Source organism: Kitasatospora cathayae, from assembly GCF_027627435.1.
GTDB classification, from domain to species: Bacteria; Actinomycetota; Actinomycetes; order Streptomycetales; family Streptomycetaceae; genus Kitasatospora; species Kitasatospora cathayae.
Map to the genome: position 1 here is coordinate 1,670,724 of NZ_CP115450.1, position 18,032 is coordinate 1,688,755.

An 18,032-nucleotide genomic window follows, 5' to 3' on the forward strand; every position below is an offset into this window, starting at 1 on the left:
GTTACTTTGTGCCGCTTCGAAACAAAATCCGTGCCCACCGCCACCCCGACGACGCCTCCCCACAGTCTCGCAGCACACCCCCGGCGCCCGACAGACCCTGGGGCGCCGCGCGGCTCGCACTCACCGCCTTCTTCGCCGTCGACGGCTTCCTGTTCGCCGCCTGGGTCGTCCGCATCCCGGACGTCCGCAGCCAGGTCAGCGCCTCGCACAGCGCCCTCGGACTCGCCCTGCTCTGCCTGTCGATCGGCGGCGTCGCCACCATGCCGGTGGTCGGCCGGCTCTGCCTGCGGTACGGATCCCGCCCGATGACGGTCGGCTCGCTCGCCCTGGTCAGTCTCTCCATACCGCTGCCCGCGCACGCCCACTCGGTGTACTCCCTGGGCGGGGCGCTGCTGCTGTTCGGCGCCGGGTACGGCGGCGCCAACGTCGCCATGAACAGCGCCGCCGTCGACTTGGTGGCGCAGCTGCGCCGACCCGTCATGCCCAGCTTCCACGCCGGGTACAGCCTGGGCGGGCTGGTCGGCGCGGGTTTCGGAGGGTTGCTCGCCGGCCGGCTGACCACCGCGTGGGCGCTCGCGCTCGGCGGGCTGCTGGGGCTGGCCGTCACCGTCGGCGCGGGCGTCGTGCTGCTGTGCAGCCCGGCGGTGCCGATGGTCGCGCCGGAGCGCGGCGGTGGCGGGTCCGGGGCCGGGTCCGGAGCTGCGTCCCCGTCCGGGGCCGGGGCCGGGTCCGGGGCTGATGCGGGCCCGGGTGAGGGCCCGGGTGAGGGCCCGGGTGAGAACTCCGCGACGGGAACGGCTGAGAACTCCGCTGGTCGCCCGGCCGGGGCACACGTCCGGCTGCTGGTGCTGATGTTCGGGCTCACGGCGTTGTGCACGGCGTACGGCGAGGGCGCGATCGCCGACTGGACCACCCTCCACCTCACCGACGACGTGCACGCGAGCGCGGGAACGGCCGCCGGCGGGTACGCCGCGTACGCCTTCGCCATGACCAGCGGGCGGGTGGGCGGCACCTGGCTGTCCATACGGCTCGGCCAGAACCGGCTGATGCTGCTCGGCGGGACGACTGCGGCGGTCGGCATGCTGGTCGCCGCTCTCGCTCCCGCGGTGCCGCTGGCCATCGGCGGGTTCATCCTGGTCGGCCTCGGGCTGGCCAACCTGTTCCCGCTCGCGATCGCGCGTGCCGGTGCGACGGGCGGGCCTCAGGGCGTCGCGCTCGCCTCGACGCTCGGGTACGGCGGGATGCTGATCGGGCCGGTGGTGATCGGTTTCCTCGCCGACGCGGCCGGACTGCCGCTGGCCCTCACCACGGTCGCGGTCGCGGCCACGACGGCGGCCCTGCTGCCGCTGGCGGTCGGACGACGCTGACGAGCGGCGGGCGGGGCAACGGCCGACAGGTGACGAATGACACCGAACGGATAACAGATTTCATCATCTGTCATCCGTTCGGTGTCATCCGTCCCCAGCCCCGCACCCGACGGATCCACCCCACAGGTGGCAGGATGCGGACCCATGACCACCACCGGACGCATCCAGGTACTGCGGGCGAGCGAGCGCCCGGCCACCACGTGGCTCAACGGGGGCGGGGTGACCAGGGAGGTCGCCGGGTTCCCCGCCGGAGCAGGGCTGAACGACTTCGACTGGCGGGTGAGCCTCGCCGACGTGGCCTCGGCCGGGCCCTTCTCGCCGTTCCCCGGGATCGACCGGGTGATCACCCTGGTCGAGGGCACGGGCATGGCGCTCACCGTGGACGGTGTCGAGCAGGTGGTCGACGCCCCGTTCCGCCCGTTCGCCTTCCCCGGCGACGCCACGACCGACTGCCGGCTGCTGGGCGGTCCGGTGGTGGACTTCAACGTGATGACCCGCCGCGGCCGGATCGAGGCCGCCGTGGACCTGATCACCGAGCCCGGCGCCGTCCAGCTCCCGCCCGCCGCGACCCTCCTGCTGGTCTGCCTCGCCGGTTCGGTCACCCTCGACGCCACCGCGCTGACCCGCTACGACGCCGCGCTGCTCGACACCCCCGGCACCCACGCGCTGCGGCCCGACGGGGTCACCGCCGCCGTCACCTTCCGTACCGCCACCGCAAGTTGAGCAGCCCGCTGCCCGTGCCCCCGGAGCGACCGGGGGCACGGGCAGCGGCGGCCGCCACGCCGACGGCGAGCCGTCAGCCGCAGAACACCGGCGTGGCGTTCGCCGGGTCCAGGGCGTTGGTCACCAGGTGCAGCGCCGTCGGCGAGAACGCGATCGCCACGTGCTCGGCCAGCGTGACCGGGCAGTGGTCCTGCAGCACCTCGTTGTCCACGTCCGGCCCGTTCAGGAACTGGGTCCGCCAGGGAGTGACGACCTCGTCGTACACCGTCGAGATCACCGTGTAGTGCACGCCCGGTACGGTGTCCGGCCGCGAGGCCATGGTGGCGTTGAAGTCGGAGCCGACCGCCTGGTCGCGGCAAGCCTGGCAGACGGTGTAGATCAGGTCGGCCACGCCCGGGAAGTACGGCGCCAGCCTGGTGATCCCGTCGAGGGTCGTGCCGTGGTTGGACGGCGCCAGGCCGACCAGCGTGTCCACCTTCGAGGCCCCGCCGAGGAACTTGAGGTAGTAGTTCGGCAGCATGCCGCCCTGCGAGTGCCCGACGACGTCGACCTTGGCCGCACCGGTCGCGGACCTCACCAGGTCGACGAAGTGGGCGAGTTGGGCCGCCGACGTGGGCACCGCTCCGAGGCCTCCGATCGGCAGCAGCAGACCGCTGCCGGTGGAGGTGATGCCGGGGATGGTGCCGTAGTCGACGGCGAAGACGCAGTAGCCGAGGCCCTTGAGCAGCGGGGAGAGCGCCAGCCAGTTCTCGTAGCGGTTGGCGAAGGTGCCGTGCACCAGCACCACCGGGTAGGGGTGCGCGGCGGACGGTCGGCAGCTCCAGTCGTTGGCGCCGGGAGGTGAGGCCACCGAGTCGCCGTCGGGCGGGAGTTCGGTCGCGGCGGTGACGGCGGGAGCCGCCGCGGGCGCCGCCATGGCGGGGGCCGCCGCCGCGCCGACCAGCAGCGCGCCCGCCAGTACCGCCGCGCCGAAGGCTCCGCCGAGCCGACGGCGCAAGGGAGTTGAGGAGAAGCGGAGAAGTGGGGTTCTCAACTGTTGCCTCCACAGCCGAAGTTTGTTACCAACAGGTAACCCGAGTGGCTCAATGATGCGGTCGCCCCTCCGGCCCGGCCCTTGGGCGTTCCCCAGACCTGGACGGTGTTCTCTGTGACCGGTCACAACGCACCCCACTGCGCCCCCACGAACCGCACCACCGCAGTGCCCACGAACCGCACCACCGCAGTGCCCACGAACCGCCCCACCAGCTCCCCCGCGGACCCGGCCGATCAACCCGCCCCGGCCGACCAAGCCGCCCCGTGGCGCGTCCCGGTGATCGGCGGACTCCCGGCCGATCAGCGACTCCTCGGCGGCGTCCGCGAGTTGGCCGCAAGCGTGGTCACCGCCCTGCTGGACCGCGTGCCGATCTACCGCCGTCTCCCCCGTGAACAGCTCACCGGCGAGCTCACCCGGGACGCCGAGCGCCGCATCCGCGCCCTCGCCCACGCCGTCCGCACCGGACTCCCCGCCCCCGCCGAGGAGTTCACCGCCGTACGCGAGGCCGCCGCGCGCCGCGCCGAGGAGGGCCTGCCGCTGGACGCGGTCCTGCTCGCCCACCACCTCGGGCTGGAGGTCTGCTGGGAGTTCCTCACCCGGGATGCCCACGCGGGTGACGCCGCCGACCTGCTGCTGCTCAACCGCCTGCTGCTCGACCAGCTCCGCCGGGCCACCATCGCCGCCGGTACCGGATTCCTTGACGGTCAGCGCTCGGCCGGCGACCGGCGCTCCACCGCCCGGCAGTCCCTGCTCACCGCCCTGCTCGCCGGCACCCCCGCCGCGGAAGCCGCCGCCCGGGCCGGGACGGAGCTACCGGCCGGCTACGCCGTGCTCTGCCTGTCCCTCGCCGACCACCCGGACGAGCACTCCCCCGGCGTCGATCCGGGCATCGCCGCCCGCCGCAAGCTCCGCCGCTTCGGCGCCGAACTCGACCACCGCACCCGGCAGTCGGCGCTCACCTCGCTGACCCCCTCGGGCGGCCTGGTGCTCCTCCCGCTCGACACTCCGCCGGACCGGTCCGCCGATCCGTCCGTCGGGGAGGCCGCAGCGGAGCCGTGGCCCCAGCTCGCCGCCGCCCTCGCCGCCGCGGCTCGCGCGGCCGGTGTGCCCGTGCTGGCCGGAGCCTGCGCCGCGACACCCGCCGAAGTGCCCGGCGCCGCCGCCCTCGCCTACGAAGTCCTGGACGTCGCCAGGGCGTTCGGCCTCCCGCCCGGGTTGCACCGGCTGGACGACGTCCTACTGGAGTACCAGTTGACCCGGCCCAGCCGGGCCCGCTCCCGGCTCGCCGCCCTGCTCGAACCGCTCGCCGACGGCGGGGAATTGCTCACCACCCTGCGCACCCACCTGGCCGGCGGCCTCAACCGCCGCCACACCGCGAGCGCCCTGCACCTGCACCCGAACACCGTCGACTACCGGCTGCGCCGGATCGCCGTCCTCACCGGCCTGGACCCGGCGCGCCCGGCCGACGTCCTGCGGATCACCGCCGCCATCGCCGCGCGGACTGCCGAACAGTCGGCCCCGGCTCGCCAGCCAGCCGAACGTCCTTCCCCTGCAGCCCAGTTGTGACGGCATGCTGCCCGCGCCACCGGGTACGGGGGCGCAGGCAGCGGTGATGGGCCGGGCCTCAGCAGGTCAGGTTGGCGTGGGAGCCCCCACCCAGCCGTCCAGCGTGGACCAGGTCCGCGGCCCGACCACGCCGTCCTGTCCGATGCCGGCGCAGCGCTGGAAGGTCCACCCGGCGGTGTCGGTCGCCCGGCCCGGACACCGTCCACGTCCAGGTTCGGGCTCCCGAACGAGTAAGGCGATGCTCAGCCCTGCTCCCCCGGCAACCGCAGGTCCCACCCGACCAGCGCGCGCAGCTGCTCCGCCGTCACCCCGTCCGGCACCGGCCGCGGCGGTTCGTGGCGCAGCGGCGGCTGCCAGCCCTCCTCCTCGGTCCAGCGGCGGACCACCTTGGCCGGGGCCCCGGCGACCACGCTGTGGTCGGGCACCTCGCCGCGCACCACCGCACCCGCCGCGACCACCACGTTGCGCCCGATCCGCGCCCCCGGCATGATCACCGCGCCGGTGCCGATCCAGCTGCCCGTGCCGATCTCCACCGGCTCGTTGCGCGGCCACTGCTTGCCGATCGGCAGCTCGGTGTCCCGGTACTCGTGCGCCTGGTCGCTGACGTACACTCCGGGGCCGGTCCAGACGTCGTCGCCGATGACGATCGACTGGTGGCCGACGATGTGGCTGTCCCGGCCGATCACGCAGCCGCCGCCGATCCGGACGATCGGCTCCGGGCCGAGGTCGAGCCCGGGCAGGAAGCCCGCGCTGATGGTGACCCGCTCGCCGATGATCGAGAACGGCCCAATGGTGATCCACTGCTCGTTGAACACCGCCCCGAGCGGGAAGGCCAGGGTCGTGCCGTCGCCCAGCTCGCCGAACCGGTACGGGCCCGGGTTCCGGTTGGTGACGGCGCCGGTCCGCTGCATCCAGCGCCAGCCCCGGTGCACGAGGCGTCCGGCGGCCCGGCGGCCACCGGACCGGACGGTGGAGAGGAGGGAACGGGTTATCGGCATGCGCTCACGTTACCGGCCCGTAGCGTCCGTCCGTCCGCCGGGAGGCCGATGTCACACCCGTCCCACCAGCCCCTCGGTCCCACCCCCACGACCGTCCGAAATCCGCCACCGCGGTCGGCCCGAGGTGAAAGACTCCACCCCGTGGAGATCTCCGAACACATCAACGCGCTGCGCCGCGAGGGCGCCCTGCTGGCCGACGCCGCCGCCCGTACCGACCTCACCGCCCCCGTACCGACCTGCCCGGACTGGCGGCTGGGCGATCTGGTGCGGCACGTCGGCCAGGTCCACCGCTGGGCCGCCGCCTACCCCTCGCAGGGGCTGCGGACGGTCCTGGACGAGGCGGGCACGCAGGCAGTCATCGGCCCGGACCCCTCGGACGCCGCGCTGCTCGACTGGTTCCGCGAGGGCCACGCAGCGCTCGTGACGACGCTGGAGGAGGCCCCGGCCGAACTCGAGTGCTGGACCTTCCTGCCCGCGCCCAGCCCGCTGGCCTTCTGGGCCCGGCGCCAGGCGCACGAGACCGCCGTCCACCGCTTCGACGCCGACGCGGCGGCCGGCTCGCCGGGCCCGGCCGTGGACACCGCGCTCGCTGCGGACGGCATCGACGAGCTGCTGCGGGGCTTCATGACCCGCGGCCGGGCGAAGGTGCACAGCGACGGCCTGCGCACCGTCCAGGTCCGGACGACCGACGGCCCCGGCTCCTGGCGCCTGACCCTCTCCCGCGAGCCGCTCGCCGTCACCACCGAGGAAAGCCCCGAACCGGCCGATCTGACCATCACCGGGCCGGCCCGCGAGCTCTACCTGCTGCTCTGGAACCGGCTGACGGTCGGACAGACCGGGCAGGCGGAGCGCGCGGGGCGCCCCGATCAGGCGGAGCAGGCCGGGCAGGTCGAGCTCAGTGGCGACCGGGACCTGCTCGACCTCTGGCGGGACAACGCGGCGATCCGCTGAGCCCGAGCCGACCCGGCCGGACCTTCGACCGGCTGGGTCGGCTCAGTCGGCCGGGCCCGCCACCAGTAGTCACCGTCGGCTGTCGGCTGTCAGCCGTCCGCTGTCAGTCGTCAGCCGGCTCAACGCACCCAGGCAGCCGGCCGCTTCTCCAGGAACGCCCGCATCCCCTCCTGCGCCTCCGCCGAACCGAACAGCCGCGCCGACAGCTGCACCAGCTCGTCCGCGTCCCGCTGGAAGGAGCGCACCACCTCGGCGTTGGCCAGCCGCTTCGACTCGGCCAGCCCCTGCGGCGAGCCCTGGCGCAGCGCGTCCAGCAGGCCCTTCAGCACCACCCCGGTGTCCTCGGTGGACTCGGCGGCCTGGGTGATCAGCCCGATCCGGGCGGCCTCGGCGGCGTCGAAGACCTCGCCGGTGAGGTAGTAGCGGGAGGCGGCGCGCGGCTCCAGCTTGGGGCGCAGCGGCAGCGAGATGACGGCGGGCGCGAGACCGAGGCGGACCTCGGTGAAGGCGAAGGTCGCGGCCGGTCCGGCGACGGCGAGGTCCGCCGCGCCGATCAGACCGAGGCCGCCGGCCCGGGCGTGCCCGTCGACCACGGCGATCACCGGCTTGACGCAGTCCACGATCGCCTTCTGCAGCTCGACCAGGCCGCGCGGGCCCACCGTCGGGTCCGCGCCGGTCGCCTCGGAGAGGTCCGCGCCCGCGCAGAACACCTTGCCGGTGTGGGTGAGCACCACCGCGCGAACGTCGCGGTCCGCCGCGGCCAGCGCCAGTCCGGCGTGCAGCTCGGACATCAGGCGGGAGGAGAGGGCGTTGCGGTTGTGCGGCGAGTCGAGGGTGAGCGTGGTGACGGCGTCGGCGGTGGTGACGCGGACGAGGGGCTCTGCGCTGGTCATCGGCGTGGGTCTGCCTTCCGGCTGAGGGTGGGTCGGACTGCGGGCGCGGTCCGGGGTACCCGGACGGCGCCCGCACGACTCTGGCACGCCCACCCGCCCCGCGGCCAGAGCCAAGCGCCGCCGAGCGCACTGGAGCGTCCGATGACCGGACGGAAAACCGCTGGTCGCGCCTGCCCTCCGCCCGGCAGCATGGGCGACATGATCACCGACTCCCCGGTTCTGCTGCTCGCTCCGCGCATCAACGAGACCGGCCTCCAGCTGCGCACCGCCGCCGGGCTGCGCGGCCTGCGGGCGTACACCGCCACCTCCTGGCGGGCGCCGCGCGAACTGCTCGGCGCGGCGGTGCACGTGTACGGCGGGCCGTTGTTCGCCGATGCGGTCGGCCAGGAGCTCGGCCTCGCCCTGCTGGAGCCGGCCGAGGACTGGCTGGCCCGGCTGCCGCCGGCGCTGACCGGCCGACGGGTGTCCGCGACCACGCTGGCCGAGGCCCGCACCCTGCGCGGTCCGGCCTTCGTGAAGCCGCCGGCGGACAAGCTGTTCGCCGCCCGGGTCTACCCGGACGGCGGCGCGCTGCCCGGTCCCGAGCTGCTGGACGGCGACACCCCGGTGCTGGTCAGCGAGGTGGTGCGATTCCGTACGGAGTACCGGCTGTTCGTCCTGGATGGCGCGGTGCGGGCCGGTTCGCGCTACGCGGTGGACGGCGAGCTGTCCGTCGCGCCGCTCGGGCCGGACGGTTCCGAGGTACTGGCCTTCGCCAGTGACGTGCTGGCAGCCTCGGCGTCGCAGGCTCCGCTGCCGAGCGCGGTCGTGGTGGACGTCGGACGGACGGACCACGGCTGGGCGGTGGTGGAGGCCAACGCGGCCTGGGCCAGCGGCGGTTACGCAGCCGAGCCGGCCGACGTCCTGGACGTGGTGCTGCGTTCCTCCTGCCCGGCCGCCCAACTGCCCTCCAGCGACGGGCCGTTCCGACGCGAACTGCCCGAAGTGGTGCGCTGACGGGGCCGGTTGGCCGTGCCGAGGCCCGGCTGGCAGTCCACCGGCCGATCGGTCGGCATCATCGCTTGCGGCACCGGGGGGCGATGGCGCACGATCATGCGGCATGACCCACACGCACCTCACCCACATCACCGAACCGCCCGGCGTCGCCCCCGGGACCGGCTACACCCAGGTCGTCACCGGCAGTGGCCGGCTGGTCCAGGTCTCCGGGCAGGTCGCCTTCGACGAGCACCGGAACCTGGTCGGCGCGGGTGACCCGAAGGCCCAGGCCCGTCAGGTCTTCGAGAACCTGCGCCGCTGCCTGGCCGCCGCCGGGGCCGACTTCTCCGACGTCGTCAAGTTCACCTTCTTCATGACCGACATCGCCCACCTCCCGGCGATCCGGGAGGCCCGCGACGAGTACCTGGGCGAGCTGCCGCTCCCGGCCGCCTCCGCGATGCAGGTCGCGGCGCTGTTCCGGCCGGACGTCCTGATCGAGATCGAGGCGATGGCGATCGTCCAGGAGTAGGCGCGGCTCGTCACGACGCCCGCAGCCGGGCTGCGTCACGCGGCCCCGAGCCGCGCTTCCCGCCGTCCGGCCCACCGGACGGCGGGGCCCATCGCCAGGCCTGCCGCCGCCAGCACAGCGCCCAGCACGGCCCAGCCGGCCAGCCCGAAGCCGATCACCGCGGTGCTGACCACCGCCGGGCCGGCCATCATCGCGGCCGCCGAACCCGCGTTGAACACGCCCTGGTAGGCGCCGTGGCCGCGCTCACCCGCGAGGTCGTAGCTCAGCGCCCAGCCGCCCGCCTGGCCCATCACCTCGGCGAGCGACTGCAGCGCGATCCCGACCAGCGCCACCACGGCGGCCGGGATCCCGGGCAGTCCGTGCGCGAGGGCGATGACCAGGCAGGAGGCGGCGAGCAGCAGCCCGGCGCGACGGCACGCCCGGGCGGCGGCCGCCCGCTCCTCGGTGCCCCGGGTGGCCCGCACCTGCAGGGCGATCACCATCAGGGTGTTGACGATCAGACTGCCCGCGACGGTGATCCGCGGCGCGTCGGTCTGCTGGACGATCCACAGCGGGACGCCCACCTCCAGGACGGCGAACTGCAGGCCGAGCACGGAGCACAGCACGGTCACCACCAGGAACGGGCCGTCGCGCAGCGCCGGGTTGCCCCGGCGGCCCTGCTTGACCCCCTTGTCGGCGGGGTCCGACGGGTTCGCCGTGCCGGACCTGCTCGCCGTCCCGGACTCGGCCATCGGTTCGGCCGGGGGCTCGGTCGGGGGTTCGACCGGGAGCTCGACCGATGCCGGAGCCGTCACCGCGGGCAGGCGGTGGAGCATGAGCGCGACGGCCACATAGGAGACGGCATCGGCCAGGATCGCCGTCAGGTAGACCGCCCGGGTGTCGAGTTGGAGCGCGATCGCGCCGAGTCCCGTCCCCAGGCAGATGCCGATGTTGGTCACCACCCGCAGGTGGGCCCGGCCGGCGACCCGGCGGTCGGCGGGCAGCACGTCGGCGTAGAGCGCGTTCCGTGCCGCGGACGACCCCCGGTCGACGGCCGCGACGGCACAGGCCAGGGCCACGAAGGCCGGGTAGCTGTGCACGAACGCGTACCCGGCGGTGCCGACCGCCTCCGCCCAGACCAGCACCACCAGGACCCGCCGGGCGCCCCATCGGTCGGCGGCCCGGCCGGCCGGCACGCTGGCGACGACCCCGCACAGCCCGGCCGCCGTCATCCCGAACCCCAGCTGGGCGGCGCTCAGGCCGAGCACCCGGGTGAAGAACAGCACCGCGACGGACAACGAGAGGCCGTTGCCCACCGTGTTGACGAGGGTGATCCCGGCCAGCCGACGGACCGTCGGATCGGGGTGCAGGCGGCGCCGGAGGGCCTCGGGCAGACGGCCGGACCGGTCGGACGCGGGCACGGCGAGGGAAGGTACGGAGGACTCCGTCGGTGTGGTGGACATGCCGTCGATTCCACCGCCGGACGGGGTGGAGCGGGTAATCCTTTAGGCTCTGGCTAAAACTCGGCAGCGTGGCAGCTCGGCGGCGCGGCAGTTCCGCAGCCGGCAGTCGGCAGGAGGACGTCCATGCACCGCTTCACCCTCCGTCTGGCCGACCTCGCGACCACCTGGTTCGCCTACTCCCCGATCCACGAGGCCGTGCTCAGCCTGCGGATGTGGACCCATCCGGGCGTGTACCGACTCCACAGCCGGGCCTTCGAGCAGCTCAGGCCCTCGTTCGAGCGATTGGACTCCCGACTGCTGCTGTCGCTGGTCGCCGCGAACCGCTGGGTCCCCGACTTCCTGACGCCCCGGCCGTCCTCCCCCGCCCCCGAGTTCCGCAGCCAGCTCGCCACCGTCCGCGCGCTGCCGCCGCAGCTGCTGCACAGCGAACTGGAGCAGACCTTCCTGCCGAACGGACAGCCGCTGCCCGACCTGCTCCAAGCCGGACTGAGGGACCCGGCACGCCTGTTGGCGCGGATCTGCGAGGCACTGGAGGAGTACTGGGAGGCGTGCCTCGCGCCCACCTGGTGGCCGCAGGCCCGCGCGGTACTGGAGGCCGACCTGGTGTACCGGGCGCGGGTGCTCGCCCAGCACGGCGCGGCGGCGCTGTTCGCGGACCTGGACCACCGCCTGCAGTGGACGGACGGCGTGCTGTCGATCAACCGGCACTGGACGGACGGGGACGTGGAGACCGCCGTGGACGGGCGCGGCCTCGTGCTCAGCCCGACCTTCTTCGTCCGGGGTGCGATCACCATGATCGACAGCAACCGCGCGCCGCAGATCAGCTACCCGGCACGCGGGCAGGCGGGCATGGCCGACCAGGGCTCGCCGGTTCCGCGACAGGCCCTGGAGGCGCTGGTCGGCGCACCGAAGGCCCGGCTGCTCTCACTGCTGGCCGAACCGGCCTCCACCACCGAGCTCGCCTACCGCCTGGGCGTCACTCCGGGCGCGATCAGCCAGCACCTCTCCGTCCTGGCGGCCACCGGTCTGGTCACCCGGGCTCGGCACGGCCGCTCGGTGCTGTACCGGCGCAGTGTGCTCGGGGACGAGCTGACGGACGGCAGATGACGGCCGACGAACGACAGCCGACGAATAACAGATGACAGATTTCAGCGAACAGATTTCAACATCTGTTCATCGCCGCCCCGGCGAGTGCCGCCGGCACAGACAGGGCCGGCGTGTCCCCATCTACAAGGACACGCCGGCCCACCCGCCCCACCGGCTCCGCTACCGCGCGGCCATCGCCATCAGCTTGCGCGCCGCCCGGTTCTGCCGCAGCAGCTGCGCGAAGGTCGTGTGCCCCTGGGTGGTCCGGGCGAACGCCCGCCAGGCCGCCGGCACCAGGCAGACCGCCGCGTGGAACAGGTACGGGCGTCGCTCGAAGGCGCCCAGCAGCTGCTTGCCCGCGCGCATCTCCACGCCCAGCCCGGCCTTGACCGCGAACGCGTAGTTCAGCGCCTCGCGCCGCACCGACGCCGCGTCGCCCGCCTCCGCGACCCGCACCGCCCACTCGCCGGCCAGTCGGCCCGAGCGCAGCGCGTACGAGATGCCCTCGCGGGTCCACGGCTCGAGCAGCCCGGCCGCGTCCCCGGCGACCAGCACCCGGCCGCGGGAGAGCGGCGAGTCCTCGGCCCGGCAGCGGGTCAGGTGCCCGGACTCGACCCGCGGGGTGAAGCCGGACAGGCCCAGCCGCCGGATGTAGTCGGCGAGGTACTGCTTGGTCCGCTCGCCGTCGCCGCGCGCCGAGATGACGCCCACGGTCAGGCTGCTGGTCTCGGTCTTCGGGAACACCCAGCCGTAACTGCCGGGCAGCGGGCCCCAGTCGAGGTGGATCCGGCCCGACCAGTCGGCGGCGACCTGCGGCGGCACCGGGATCTCGGCCTCCAGGCCGAGGTCGATCTGGTCGAAGGTGACGCCTACGTGCCGGGCGATCCGGCTGGCGCTGCCGTCCGCGCCGACCACCGCACGGGCCTCGAAGCTGCGCCCGTCGGCCGCCGTCACCAGCGCCGTCCGGTGCTCGCCGCCACGCTGTTCGACCCCGGTGACGGTCACTCCGGTGACCAGCACCGCCCCGGCCTGCTTGGCCGACTGCACCAGGCGCAGGTCGAACTCGTCCCGGTTGACCAGCCCGAACAGCATCCGCCGATCCCGGCGCGTCCGGCTGAACCGGCCGTCGTACGCGAAAGTGACGGCGGACACCCGGTCCTGCAGCGGCAGTTCGAAGTTCGCCGGCAGGCTGTCCCGGGAGGGGCCGATGATGCCGCCGCCGCAGGTCTTGTAGCGGGGGTGCTCGGCCTTGTCGAGCAGCAGCACCCGGCGGCCCTGCACCGCGGCGGCGTACGCGGCCGAGGCCCCGGCCGGTCCGGCGCCGACCACCACGACGTCCCAGACGCCGTCCTGCGGCAGGATCACCCCGTCCAGCGAGCTGTCCTCGCCGAGGAGCGGACCGTCCTCGCCTACGCGCGGGCTGCCGGCGTCGAGCGGACCGTCCTCGCCGACCAGGCCGTCCGCGTCGAGCGGACCGTCCTCGCCGACCAGGCCGTCCGCGTCGAGCGGGCTGTCCTCGCCGAGCGGGCTGTCCTCGCCGAGCGGGCTGTTGAGCGGGCTACGGGAATCGGGGCTTCCGGAGTCAGTCACGGCCAGCAATCCTATGCGTCCCTCCGCCGCCCCGGACGCCGCACACCCACTCAGCCGGAAGCTCACCCGAAGCTCACCCGAAGCTCCCCGGACGACTCCGCCTATGATCGGCGGTACCCCAACCGACCTCCTCCGCCCGTACCACCTCACGGGCGGACCCGTTCCCCTCGGAGCCCCGATGTCACAGCCCCTGGCCGACGCCGTCCGGTCCCTGATGGACCGTGCCCGCACCGACCTCGCCGAGCTGGTCGCCTTCCCGTCGGTCGCCGACCCGCGCCAGTTCCCGGTCGAGGAGTGCCAGAAGGCCGCGCAGTGGGTCGCCGACGCCTTCGCCGCCGAGGGCCTGCGCAACATCCAGCTGCTGGACACCCCGGACGGCACCCAGTCCGTCTACGGCGAACTGCCCGGCCCGGAGGGCGCCCCGACCGTCCTGCTCTACTCGCACTACGACGTCCAGCCCCCGCTCGACGAGGACGCCTGGCTCAGCCCGGCGTTCGAACTGACCGAGCGTGACGGCCGCTGGTACGGGCGCGGCGCCGCCGACTGCAAGGGCAACATCCTGATGCACCTGACCGCCCTGCGGGCGCTGCGCCAGGTGTACGGGGACGGCTACCCGGTCAGCCTGAAGATCATCGTGGAGGGTTCGGAGGAGCAGGGCACCGGCGGCCTGGAGCGCTACGCCGAGGCGCACCCCGAACTGCTCGCCGCCGACGCGATCGTGATCGGCGACACCGGCAACTTCGCCCCCGGCCTGCCGACCGTGACCGCCTCGCTGCGCGGCATGACGGTGGTCGAGGCCTCGATCACCACCCTGGCCGGCAACCTGCACTCCGGTGCCTTCGGCGGCGCCGCCCCGGACGCGCTGCAGTCCCTGGTCCGGGTGCTCGCCTCGCTGCACGACGAGAACGGCGACGTCGCGGTCGCCGGGCTGGCCTCCGACCAGACCTGGGAGGGCGTGCAGTACCCGGAGGAGCAGTTCCGCGCCGACGCCAAGGTGGTCGACGGCGTCGCCCTGACCGGCACCGGCACCGTCGCCGACCGGCTGTGGGCCCGCCCGTCCGTCACCGTCCTCGGCATCGACGCCCCGCCGGTGATCGGCGCGACCTCCTCGGTGCAGGCCGCCGCCAAGGCGCTGATCAGCCTGCGCGTCCCGCCGGGCATGAGCGCGGACGCCGCCCAGGACGCCCTGGTCGCCCACCTGGAGGCGCAGGTCCCGCTCGGCGCCCGGCTGACGATCCAGCGCCAGGGCAACGGTGCGCCGTTCCGGGCCGACACCGACGGCCCGGCCTACGAGGCGATGGGCGAGGCGATGGCCGAGGCCTTCGGCACCGCGATGGTCGCGGCCGGCGAGGGCGGCTCGATCCCGCTGTGCAACACCCTGCGCTCGCTCTACCCGCAGGCTGAGATCGTGCTGATCGGCGTCGAGGAGCCGACCACCCAGATCCACGCCGTCAACGAGAGCGTCGACCCCCAGGAGCTGGAGCGGATGGCCCTCACCGAGGCCCTGTTCCTCCGCCGCTACGCCGAACTGCGTTCCAGCTGACGGGAGTTCGAACCGGTCCCGGGCCGCCCGCCACGCCGCCACCAGCGGGCGGCCGCGACCACCGCCGCGTAGCCGGCCGCGCCCACCGCGAGCCCGGCCCCGGCGCCGAAGCACACCTCCGGGACGAGGTTGCGCCGCACCGGGCTCAGCCGATGCAGCACCCCGGCCGCCGTCGCCGCGCCCAGCGCCACGGTGGCCACCCGCCGGGTCCGCGGAGCGAGCCGCACGGCCGGCCGCACCGGCTCGACGGCCCGTACGGCACGCGCCGCCCAGCCGGCCATCGCGGCCAGCGCGAGCGCCGAACTCCCGTACTGCAGCGCCTCGTAGACCGGGACGCCGGCCACCTTCCGGTCCAGCACGGGCAGCAGCCGCACGCCCAGCCGGCCGCCGTGGGTGAACGCGTCCCAGCCGACGTGGGTGGCCGCACCGACGGCCGCCGAGGCCAGGAACCACGCGGCGTCAACACCCCGCACGCCCTCGGCCCGCCGGACCGTCAATGCCTCCACCCCGCCCGCCCAGCGCTCGGGCAGCAGCCCCACCAGCGGCGCCCGCAGCACCCCGTGCCACCCGGCCACCAGCGCACCGGCGATCGCCACATCCAGTGTCGGCACCGCCCACCAGGCGTGCGTCAGCCCGCCGTGCCCGTACACCCCGGGCAGCAGCGATTCGGCGAAGAACGGCACGTCGGGCGCCATCGACCCGGCCACCAGCGCCGAGGCCACCAACGGCCCGCGCTCCCCGGCGGCACGCAGCAGGGGCAGGACGGCGGCGGGGTGGCTCAACGTGAACGGCATGCCCCCATCCTGGCGCCCGCACCGCCCGCCGGACCAACCAGGGTCCCCTCCCCCACCACATCGGCCCTCACCGCCGGCGACTACACGGCCTCCGCCGTACTGGCCAGGCCGAGCGCCACCCGGCACCCCGCCTCCAGGTAGCGCAACTCCCCACTCCGCCGGGCGTCCAGCGCGGCGGCGAGCCGCCGGTAGCGGCTCGGCGGAAGCAGGTCGGCCGCCTCGTCCAGCGTGACGAACCGGCAGCCGCGCAGTTCCTCCTGCTGCAGCAGCAGGTTCTGCCGGCCCGCGTCGTCCAGCAGCCCGCCGTCGTACATCAGCCGCAGGCCGCCACGGCGCGGGCCGGTGCGCGGCTCCCAGTCGACGGCGAGCAGGCGCAGCACCGAGGGGTCGAGCCGCAGCCCCAGCTCCTCGGCGGTCTCGCGCAGGGCGGCGTCGGTGGGGGCCTCGCCGCGTTCGACCACACCGCCTGGGAAGTCCCAGTCCGGCTTGTAGACCGGGTCGACGAGCAGCACCCGGTCCTGCTCGTCGAAGAACAGCACGGCCGAGGCCACGGTGTCGCCGGTCGGGTCCGGGGCCTGGACGATCGGGCAGCGCGCGTCGCCGACCCGGACCAGCTCGGCTATCCGGTGCGCGGTCTCGCGCGGGGTGAGCCCGCCGGTGTCGAGCATCCGGGCGTCGCCGACCAGCCAGCGACGGGCGGCCCGGTAGTGGGGCAGGTGTTCGAGGCACCAGGTACGGACCCGTTCGCTGGCCTCCGGATCGCCCGGGCATTCCTCGCGGTGCGCGATGCGGTCACGCAGGATCGTTTCTTCGGGGTCCAGCACGAAGTGGTGCACCGCGATCCCGTGCGCGGCGAGGGCACCGAAGATCTCGTCCCGGTAGTCCTCTCTGAGCAGTGTCATCGGCACCACCAGCGGGCCGCCGACCTCGCCGAGAAGAGCGGCCGCCGTCTCGGGCACCAGCCGGCGCCAGGCCGCGAGGTCCTGGAAGTCGGACACCGAGGCCAGCCGGTCGGCCGGGAGCATCCGGCGCAGTCCGAAGCCCACCAGCTCGGGATCGAAGAGCACGCTCCCGGGCAGCAGTTCCACCAGCTCGCGACAGGCGCTCGTCTTGCCCGCCCCGAATGTGCCATTGACCCAGACGATCACAACGTCCCCTGCCCTCGACTTCCCCCGATGCCGTTCGCACCGGGCAGCGCCCCCGTCGGCCGAACCAGCGCCACCCGTGGTGGTACCCGCGCCACGCCGCTCCCCAAAACTGCTCGCCGCGCCCGCCCACGCGCCCCGGCCCGCCCCTTGACAGCGGCATGCGCCCAGGCCACGGGCCCGGTACGGATATATGGGGACCGGCCGACATCAATGCCGCACCCTGCCGCCACCGCCCGCGCACGGGAAGTCGGACCGGCCGACTTCCTGCGCGCGCCCCGCCCGTACGCCGTTCGCGCCGCCCTTGCGCCACCCGCCCCTCCCGTCCACAGCCCCACACACGCGCCCACCCGCTCCGGCGCGTGCCCCTTGCGCCGCCCGCGCCCCGGCACGTACAGAGGAACGATGAAGCTGCTCCCCGCCGGCCGGGTCATCGTCATCGGCTCGGTCAACACCGACCGGATCCTGCGCTGCCCCGTGCTCCCCGCGCCCGGCGAGACCGTCCTCGCCGCCGACGCCACCCGGGGGTTCGGCGGCAAGGGCGCCAACCAGGCGGTGGCGGCGGCCCGGATGGGGGCCGCGACCCATCTGGTCGCCAAGGTCGGGCGCGACTCCGACGGGGAGGCGGCGCTCGCCGATCTACGCGGCGCGCACGTCGAGACGGGCGCCGTGCACATCCACCCCGATGCGCCCACTGGTCAGGCGATCGTCATGGTCGACACCTCCGGGGAGAACAGCATCGTGGTCGTCCCCGGCGCCAACGCCCGGCTGACCCCGGACGAGGTCACCGCCGCCCTGGCCCGGCTCCACCTGCTTCCGGCCGACGTCGTCCTGACCAGCAATGAGGTCCCCGCCGAGTGCGTCCGCGCCACCGTCGCCGCCCTGCCCACCGCGGGCCCGAACGGCGGCACCCGCTGGCTGCACAACACCGCCCCGGCGGGCGACCTGCCCGGTCCCGGCCCCACCGGCCGCCGCCCCCTGGTGGTCGCCAACGTTGTCGAGGCCCGCCAGCTCACCGGCGCCCCGACCGCTGCCGAGGCCGCCCACGCCCTCGCCCGGCTGGCCGAGGGGGCAGTAGTCACCCTCGGCGGCGAGGGCGCACTGGTCGCCACCGGCGAGGGGCTCATCCGGCTGCCCGCGCCCGCCGTCCGGGTGGTCGACACCACCGGCGCTGGTGACGTGTTCTGCGGCGCACTCGCGGCCCGGCTCGCCCACGGCGCCGCCCTCTCGGTGGCGGCCGCCACCGCGGTGGCCGCCGGGGCCTTCGCCGTCACCGCACTCGGCGCCCGCGGCGCACTCCCCCGGCCGGACGACCTCCGACCGGACGACCTCCGACCGGAGCACATCTGACAGAGCCGCTTCTGACCGGCCGACCTCTGACCACAGCGCCCGCAGGC

The 18,032-nt window shown here is 74.5% G+C and carries 16 protein-coding genes; 9 read left to right on the forward strand and 7 right to left on the reverse strand.

What is annotated here, in order from left to right:
- The first annotated feature begins 8 nt into the window (after positions 1 to 8).
- Together O1G21_RS07555 and O1G21_RS07560 are read left to right on the forward strand one after the other, a co-directional pair.
- On the forward strand, positions 9 to 1,367 hold the full coding sequence (locus tag O1G21_RS07555; RefSeq protein ID WP_270141885.1) for an MFS transporter: 1,359 nt from the start codon (positions 9 to 11) through the stop codon (positions 1,365 to 1,367).
- 144 nt (positions 1,368 to 1,511) lie between these two features.
- Positions 1,512 to 2,090 (forward strand): HutD/Ves family protein, encoded by a 579-nt coding sequence (locus O1G21_RS07560; protein WP_270141886.1) that lies wholly within the window; start codon positions 1,512 to 1,514, stop codon positions 2,088 to 2,090.
- 73 nt (positions 2,091 to 2,163) lie between these two features.
- Here O1G21_RS07560 and O1G21_RS07565 read toward each other — a convergent pair whose 3' ends face one another.
- Positions 2,164 to 3,006, reverse strand: coding sequence for an esterase/lipase family protein (locus O1G21_RS07565; protein WP_270150817.1), 843 nt, complete (start codon positions 3,004 to 3,006; stop codon positions 2,164 to 2,166).
- A gap of 306 nt (positions 3,007 to 3,312) precedes the next feature.
- Between O1G21_RS07565 and O1G21_RS07570 the strand changes: the two genes are divergently transcribed.
- Positions 3,313 to 4,689: a PucR family transcriptional regulator gene (locus O1G21_RS07570; RefSeq protein ID WP_270141888.1), complete on the forward strand. Its 1,377-nt coding sequence runs from the start codon at positions 3,313 to 3,315 to the stop codon at positions 4,687 to 4,689.
- A gap of 242 nt (positions 4,690 to 4,931) precedes the next feature.
- On the opposite strand, the gene O1G21_RS07575 is transcribed toward O1G21_RS07570, so the two are convergent.
- On the reverse strand, positions 4,932 to 5,687 hold the full coding sequence (locus O1G21_RS07575) for an acyltransferase (RefSeq protein WP_270141890.1): 756 nt from the start codon (positions 5,685 to 5,687) through the stop codon (positions 4,932 to 4,934).
- A gap of 141 nt (positions 5,688 to 5,828) precedes the next feature.
- Here O1G21_RS07575 and O1G21_RS07580 point away from each other — a divergent pair, with 141 nt between their 5' ends.
- The gene (locus O1G21_RS07580) at positions 5,829 to 6,638 is read left to right on the forward strand and encodes a maleylpyruvate isomerase family mycothiol-dependent enzyme (RefSeq protein ID WP_270141893.1); all 810 of its coding nucleotides are present in this window, start codon (positions 5,829 to 5,831) and stop codon (positions 6,636 to 6,638) included.
- Positions 6,639 to 6,757: 119 nt separating this feature from the next.
- On the opposite strand, the gene O1G21_RS07585 is transcribed toward O1G21_RS07580, so the two are convergent.
- Entirely contained in the window at positions 6,758 to 7,531 is a 774-nt protein-coding gene (locus tag O1G21_RS07585; protein WP_270141894.1) for an enoyl-CoA hydratase family protein, read from the reverse strand.
- A gap of 198 nt (positions 7,532 to 7,729) precedes the next feature.
- Between O1G21_RS07585 and O1G21_RS07590 the strand changes: the two genes are divergently transcribed.
- Together O1G21_RS07590 and O1G21_RS07595 are read left to right on the forward strand one after the other, a co-directional pair.
- Positions 7,730 to 8,527, forward strand: a complete 798-nt coding sequence (locus tag O1G21_RS07590; RefSeq protein WP_270141896.1) for an ATP-grasp domain-containing protein — start codon at positions 7,730 to 7,732, stop codon at positions 8,525 to 8,527.
- 103 nt (positions 8,528 to 8,630) lie between these two features.
- Positions 8,631 to 9,035, forward strand: a complete 405-nt coding sequence (locus O1G21_RS07595) for a RidA family protein (protein ID WP_270141897.1) — start codon at positions 8,631 to 8,633, stop codon at positions 9,033 to 9,035.
- A 35-nt stretch (positions 9,036 to 9,070) separates the two neighbouring features.
- Here the strand turns inward: O1G21_RS07595 and O1G21_RS07600 are convergent, their stop codons facing one another.
- Positions 9,071 to 10,477, reverse strand: a complete 1,407-nt coding sequence (locus tag O1G21_RS07600) for an MFS transporter (RefSeq protein ID WP_270141899.1) — start codon at positions 10,475 to 10,477, stop codon at positions 9,071 to 9,073.
- A gap of 123 nt (positions 10,478 to 10,600) precedes the next feature.
- On the opposite strand from O1G21_RS07600, the gene O1G21_RS07605 reads away from it, so the two are divergent.
- Positions 10,601 to 11,584 (forward strand): ArsR/SmtB family transcription factor, encoded by a 984-nt coding sequence (locus tag O1G21_RS07605; RefSeq protein WP_270141901.1) that lies wholly within the window; start codon positions 10,601 to 10,603, stop codon positions 11,582 to 11,584.
- A 159-nt stretch (positions 11,585 to 11,743) separates the two neighbouring features.
- Here O1G21_RS07605 and O1G21_RS07610 read toward each other — a convergent pair whose 3' ends face one another.
- Positions 11,744 to 13,153 (reverse strand): geranylgeranyl reductase family protein, encoded by a 1,410-nt coding sequence (locus O1G21_RS07610; RefSeq protein WP_405000599.1) that lies wholly within the window; start codon positions 13,151 to 13,153, stop codon positions 11,744 to 11,746.
- Positions 13,154 to 13,331: 178 nt separating this feature from the next.
- Between O1G21_RS07610 and O1G21_RS07615 the strand changes: the two genes are divergently transcribed.
- Positions 13,332 to 14,696: a dipeptidase gene (locus O1G21_RS07615; RefSeq protein ID WP_270141903.1), complete on the forward strand. Its 1,365-nt coding sequence runs from the start codon at positions 13,332 to 13,334 to the stop codon at positions 14,694 to 14,696.
- Here O1G21_RS07615 and O1G21_RS07620 read toward each other — a convergent pair.
- Both O1G21_RS07620 and O1G21_RS07625 read right to left on the reverse strand, forming a co-directional pair.
- A complete protein-coding gene (locus O1G21_RS07620; RefSeq protein WP_270141904.1) occupies positions 14,672 to 15,490 on the reverse strand; it encodes a DUF4184 family protein in 819 nt (272 codons plus the stop codon). The genes O1G21_RS07615 and O1G21_RS07620 overlap by 25 nt on opposite strands.
- 80 nt (positions 15,491 to 15,570) lie before the next feature.
- Positions 15,571 to 16,638: an NUDIX hydrolase gene (locus O1G21_RS07625; RefSeq protein ID WP_270141905.1), complete on the reverse strand. Its 1,068-nt coding sequence runs from the start codon at positions 16,636 to 16,638 to the stop codon at positions 15,571 to 15,573.
- 402 nt (positions 16,639 to 17,040) lie between these two features.
- Between O1G21_RS07625 and O1G21_RS07630 the strand changes: the two genes are divergently transcribed.
- Positions 17,041 to 17,985 (forward strand): ribokinase, encoded by a 945-nt coding sequence (locus tag O1G21_RS07630; protein WP_270141907.1) that lies wholly within the window; start codon positions 17,041 to 17,043, stop codon positions 17,983 to 17,985.
- The last annotated feature ends 47 nt before the right edge of the window (positions 17,986 to 18,032 follow it).

Bases quoted from the DNA above. Each gene is read 5' to 3' on its own strand.
- O1G21_RS07595 (WP_270141897.1), top strand. From the start codon at position 8,631: ATGACCCACACGCACCTCACCCACATCACCGAACCGCCCGGCGTCGCC.
- O1G21_RS07605 (WP_270141901.1), top strand. From the start codon at position 10,601: ATGCACCGCTTCACCCTCCGTCTGGCCGACCTCGCGACCACCTGGTTC.
- O1G21_RS07585 (WP_270141894.1), bottom strand. From the start codon at position 7,531: ATGACCAGCGCAGAGCCCCTCGTCCGCGTCACCACCGCCGACGCCGTC.
- O1G21_RS07565 (WP_270150817.1), bottom strand. From the start codon at position 3,006: ATGGCGGCGCCCGCGGCGGCTCCCGCCGTCACCGCCGCGACCGAACTC.
- O1G21_RS07630 (WP_270141907.1), top strand. From the start codon at position 17,041: ATGAAGCTGCTCCCCGCCGGCCGGGTCATCGTCATCGGCTCGGTCAAC.
- O1G21_RS07590 (WP_270141896.1), top strand. From the start codon at position 7,730: ATGATCACCGACTCCCCGGTTCTGCTGCTCGCTCCGCGCATCAACGAG.
- O1G21_RS07575 (WP_270141890.1), bottom strand. From the start codon at position 5,687: ATGCCGATAACCCGTTCCCTCCTCTCCACCGTCCGGTCCGGTGGCCGC.
- O1G21_RS07560 (WP_270141886.1), top strand. From the start codon at position 1,512: ATGACCACCACCGGACGCATCCAGGTACTGCGGGCGAGCGAGCGCCCG.
- O1G21_RS07600 (WP_270141899.1), bottom strand. From the start codon at position 10,477: ATGTCCACCACACCGACGGAGTCCTCCGTACCTTCCCTCGCCGTGCCC.
- O1G21_RS07620 (WP_270141904.1), bottom strand. From the start codon at position 15,490: ATGCCGTTCACGTTGAGCCACCCCGCCGCCGTCCTGCCCCTGCTGCGT.
- O1G21_RS07615 (WP_270141903.1), top strand. From the start codon at position 13,332: ATGTCACAGCCCCTGGCCGACGCCGTCCGGTCCCTGATGGACCGTGCC.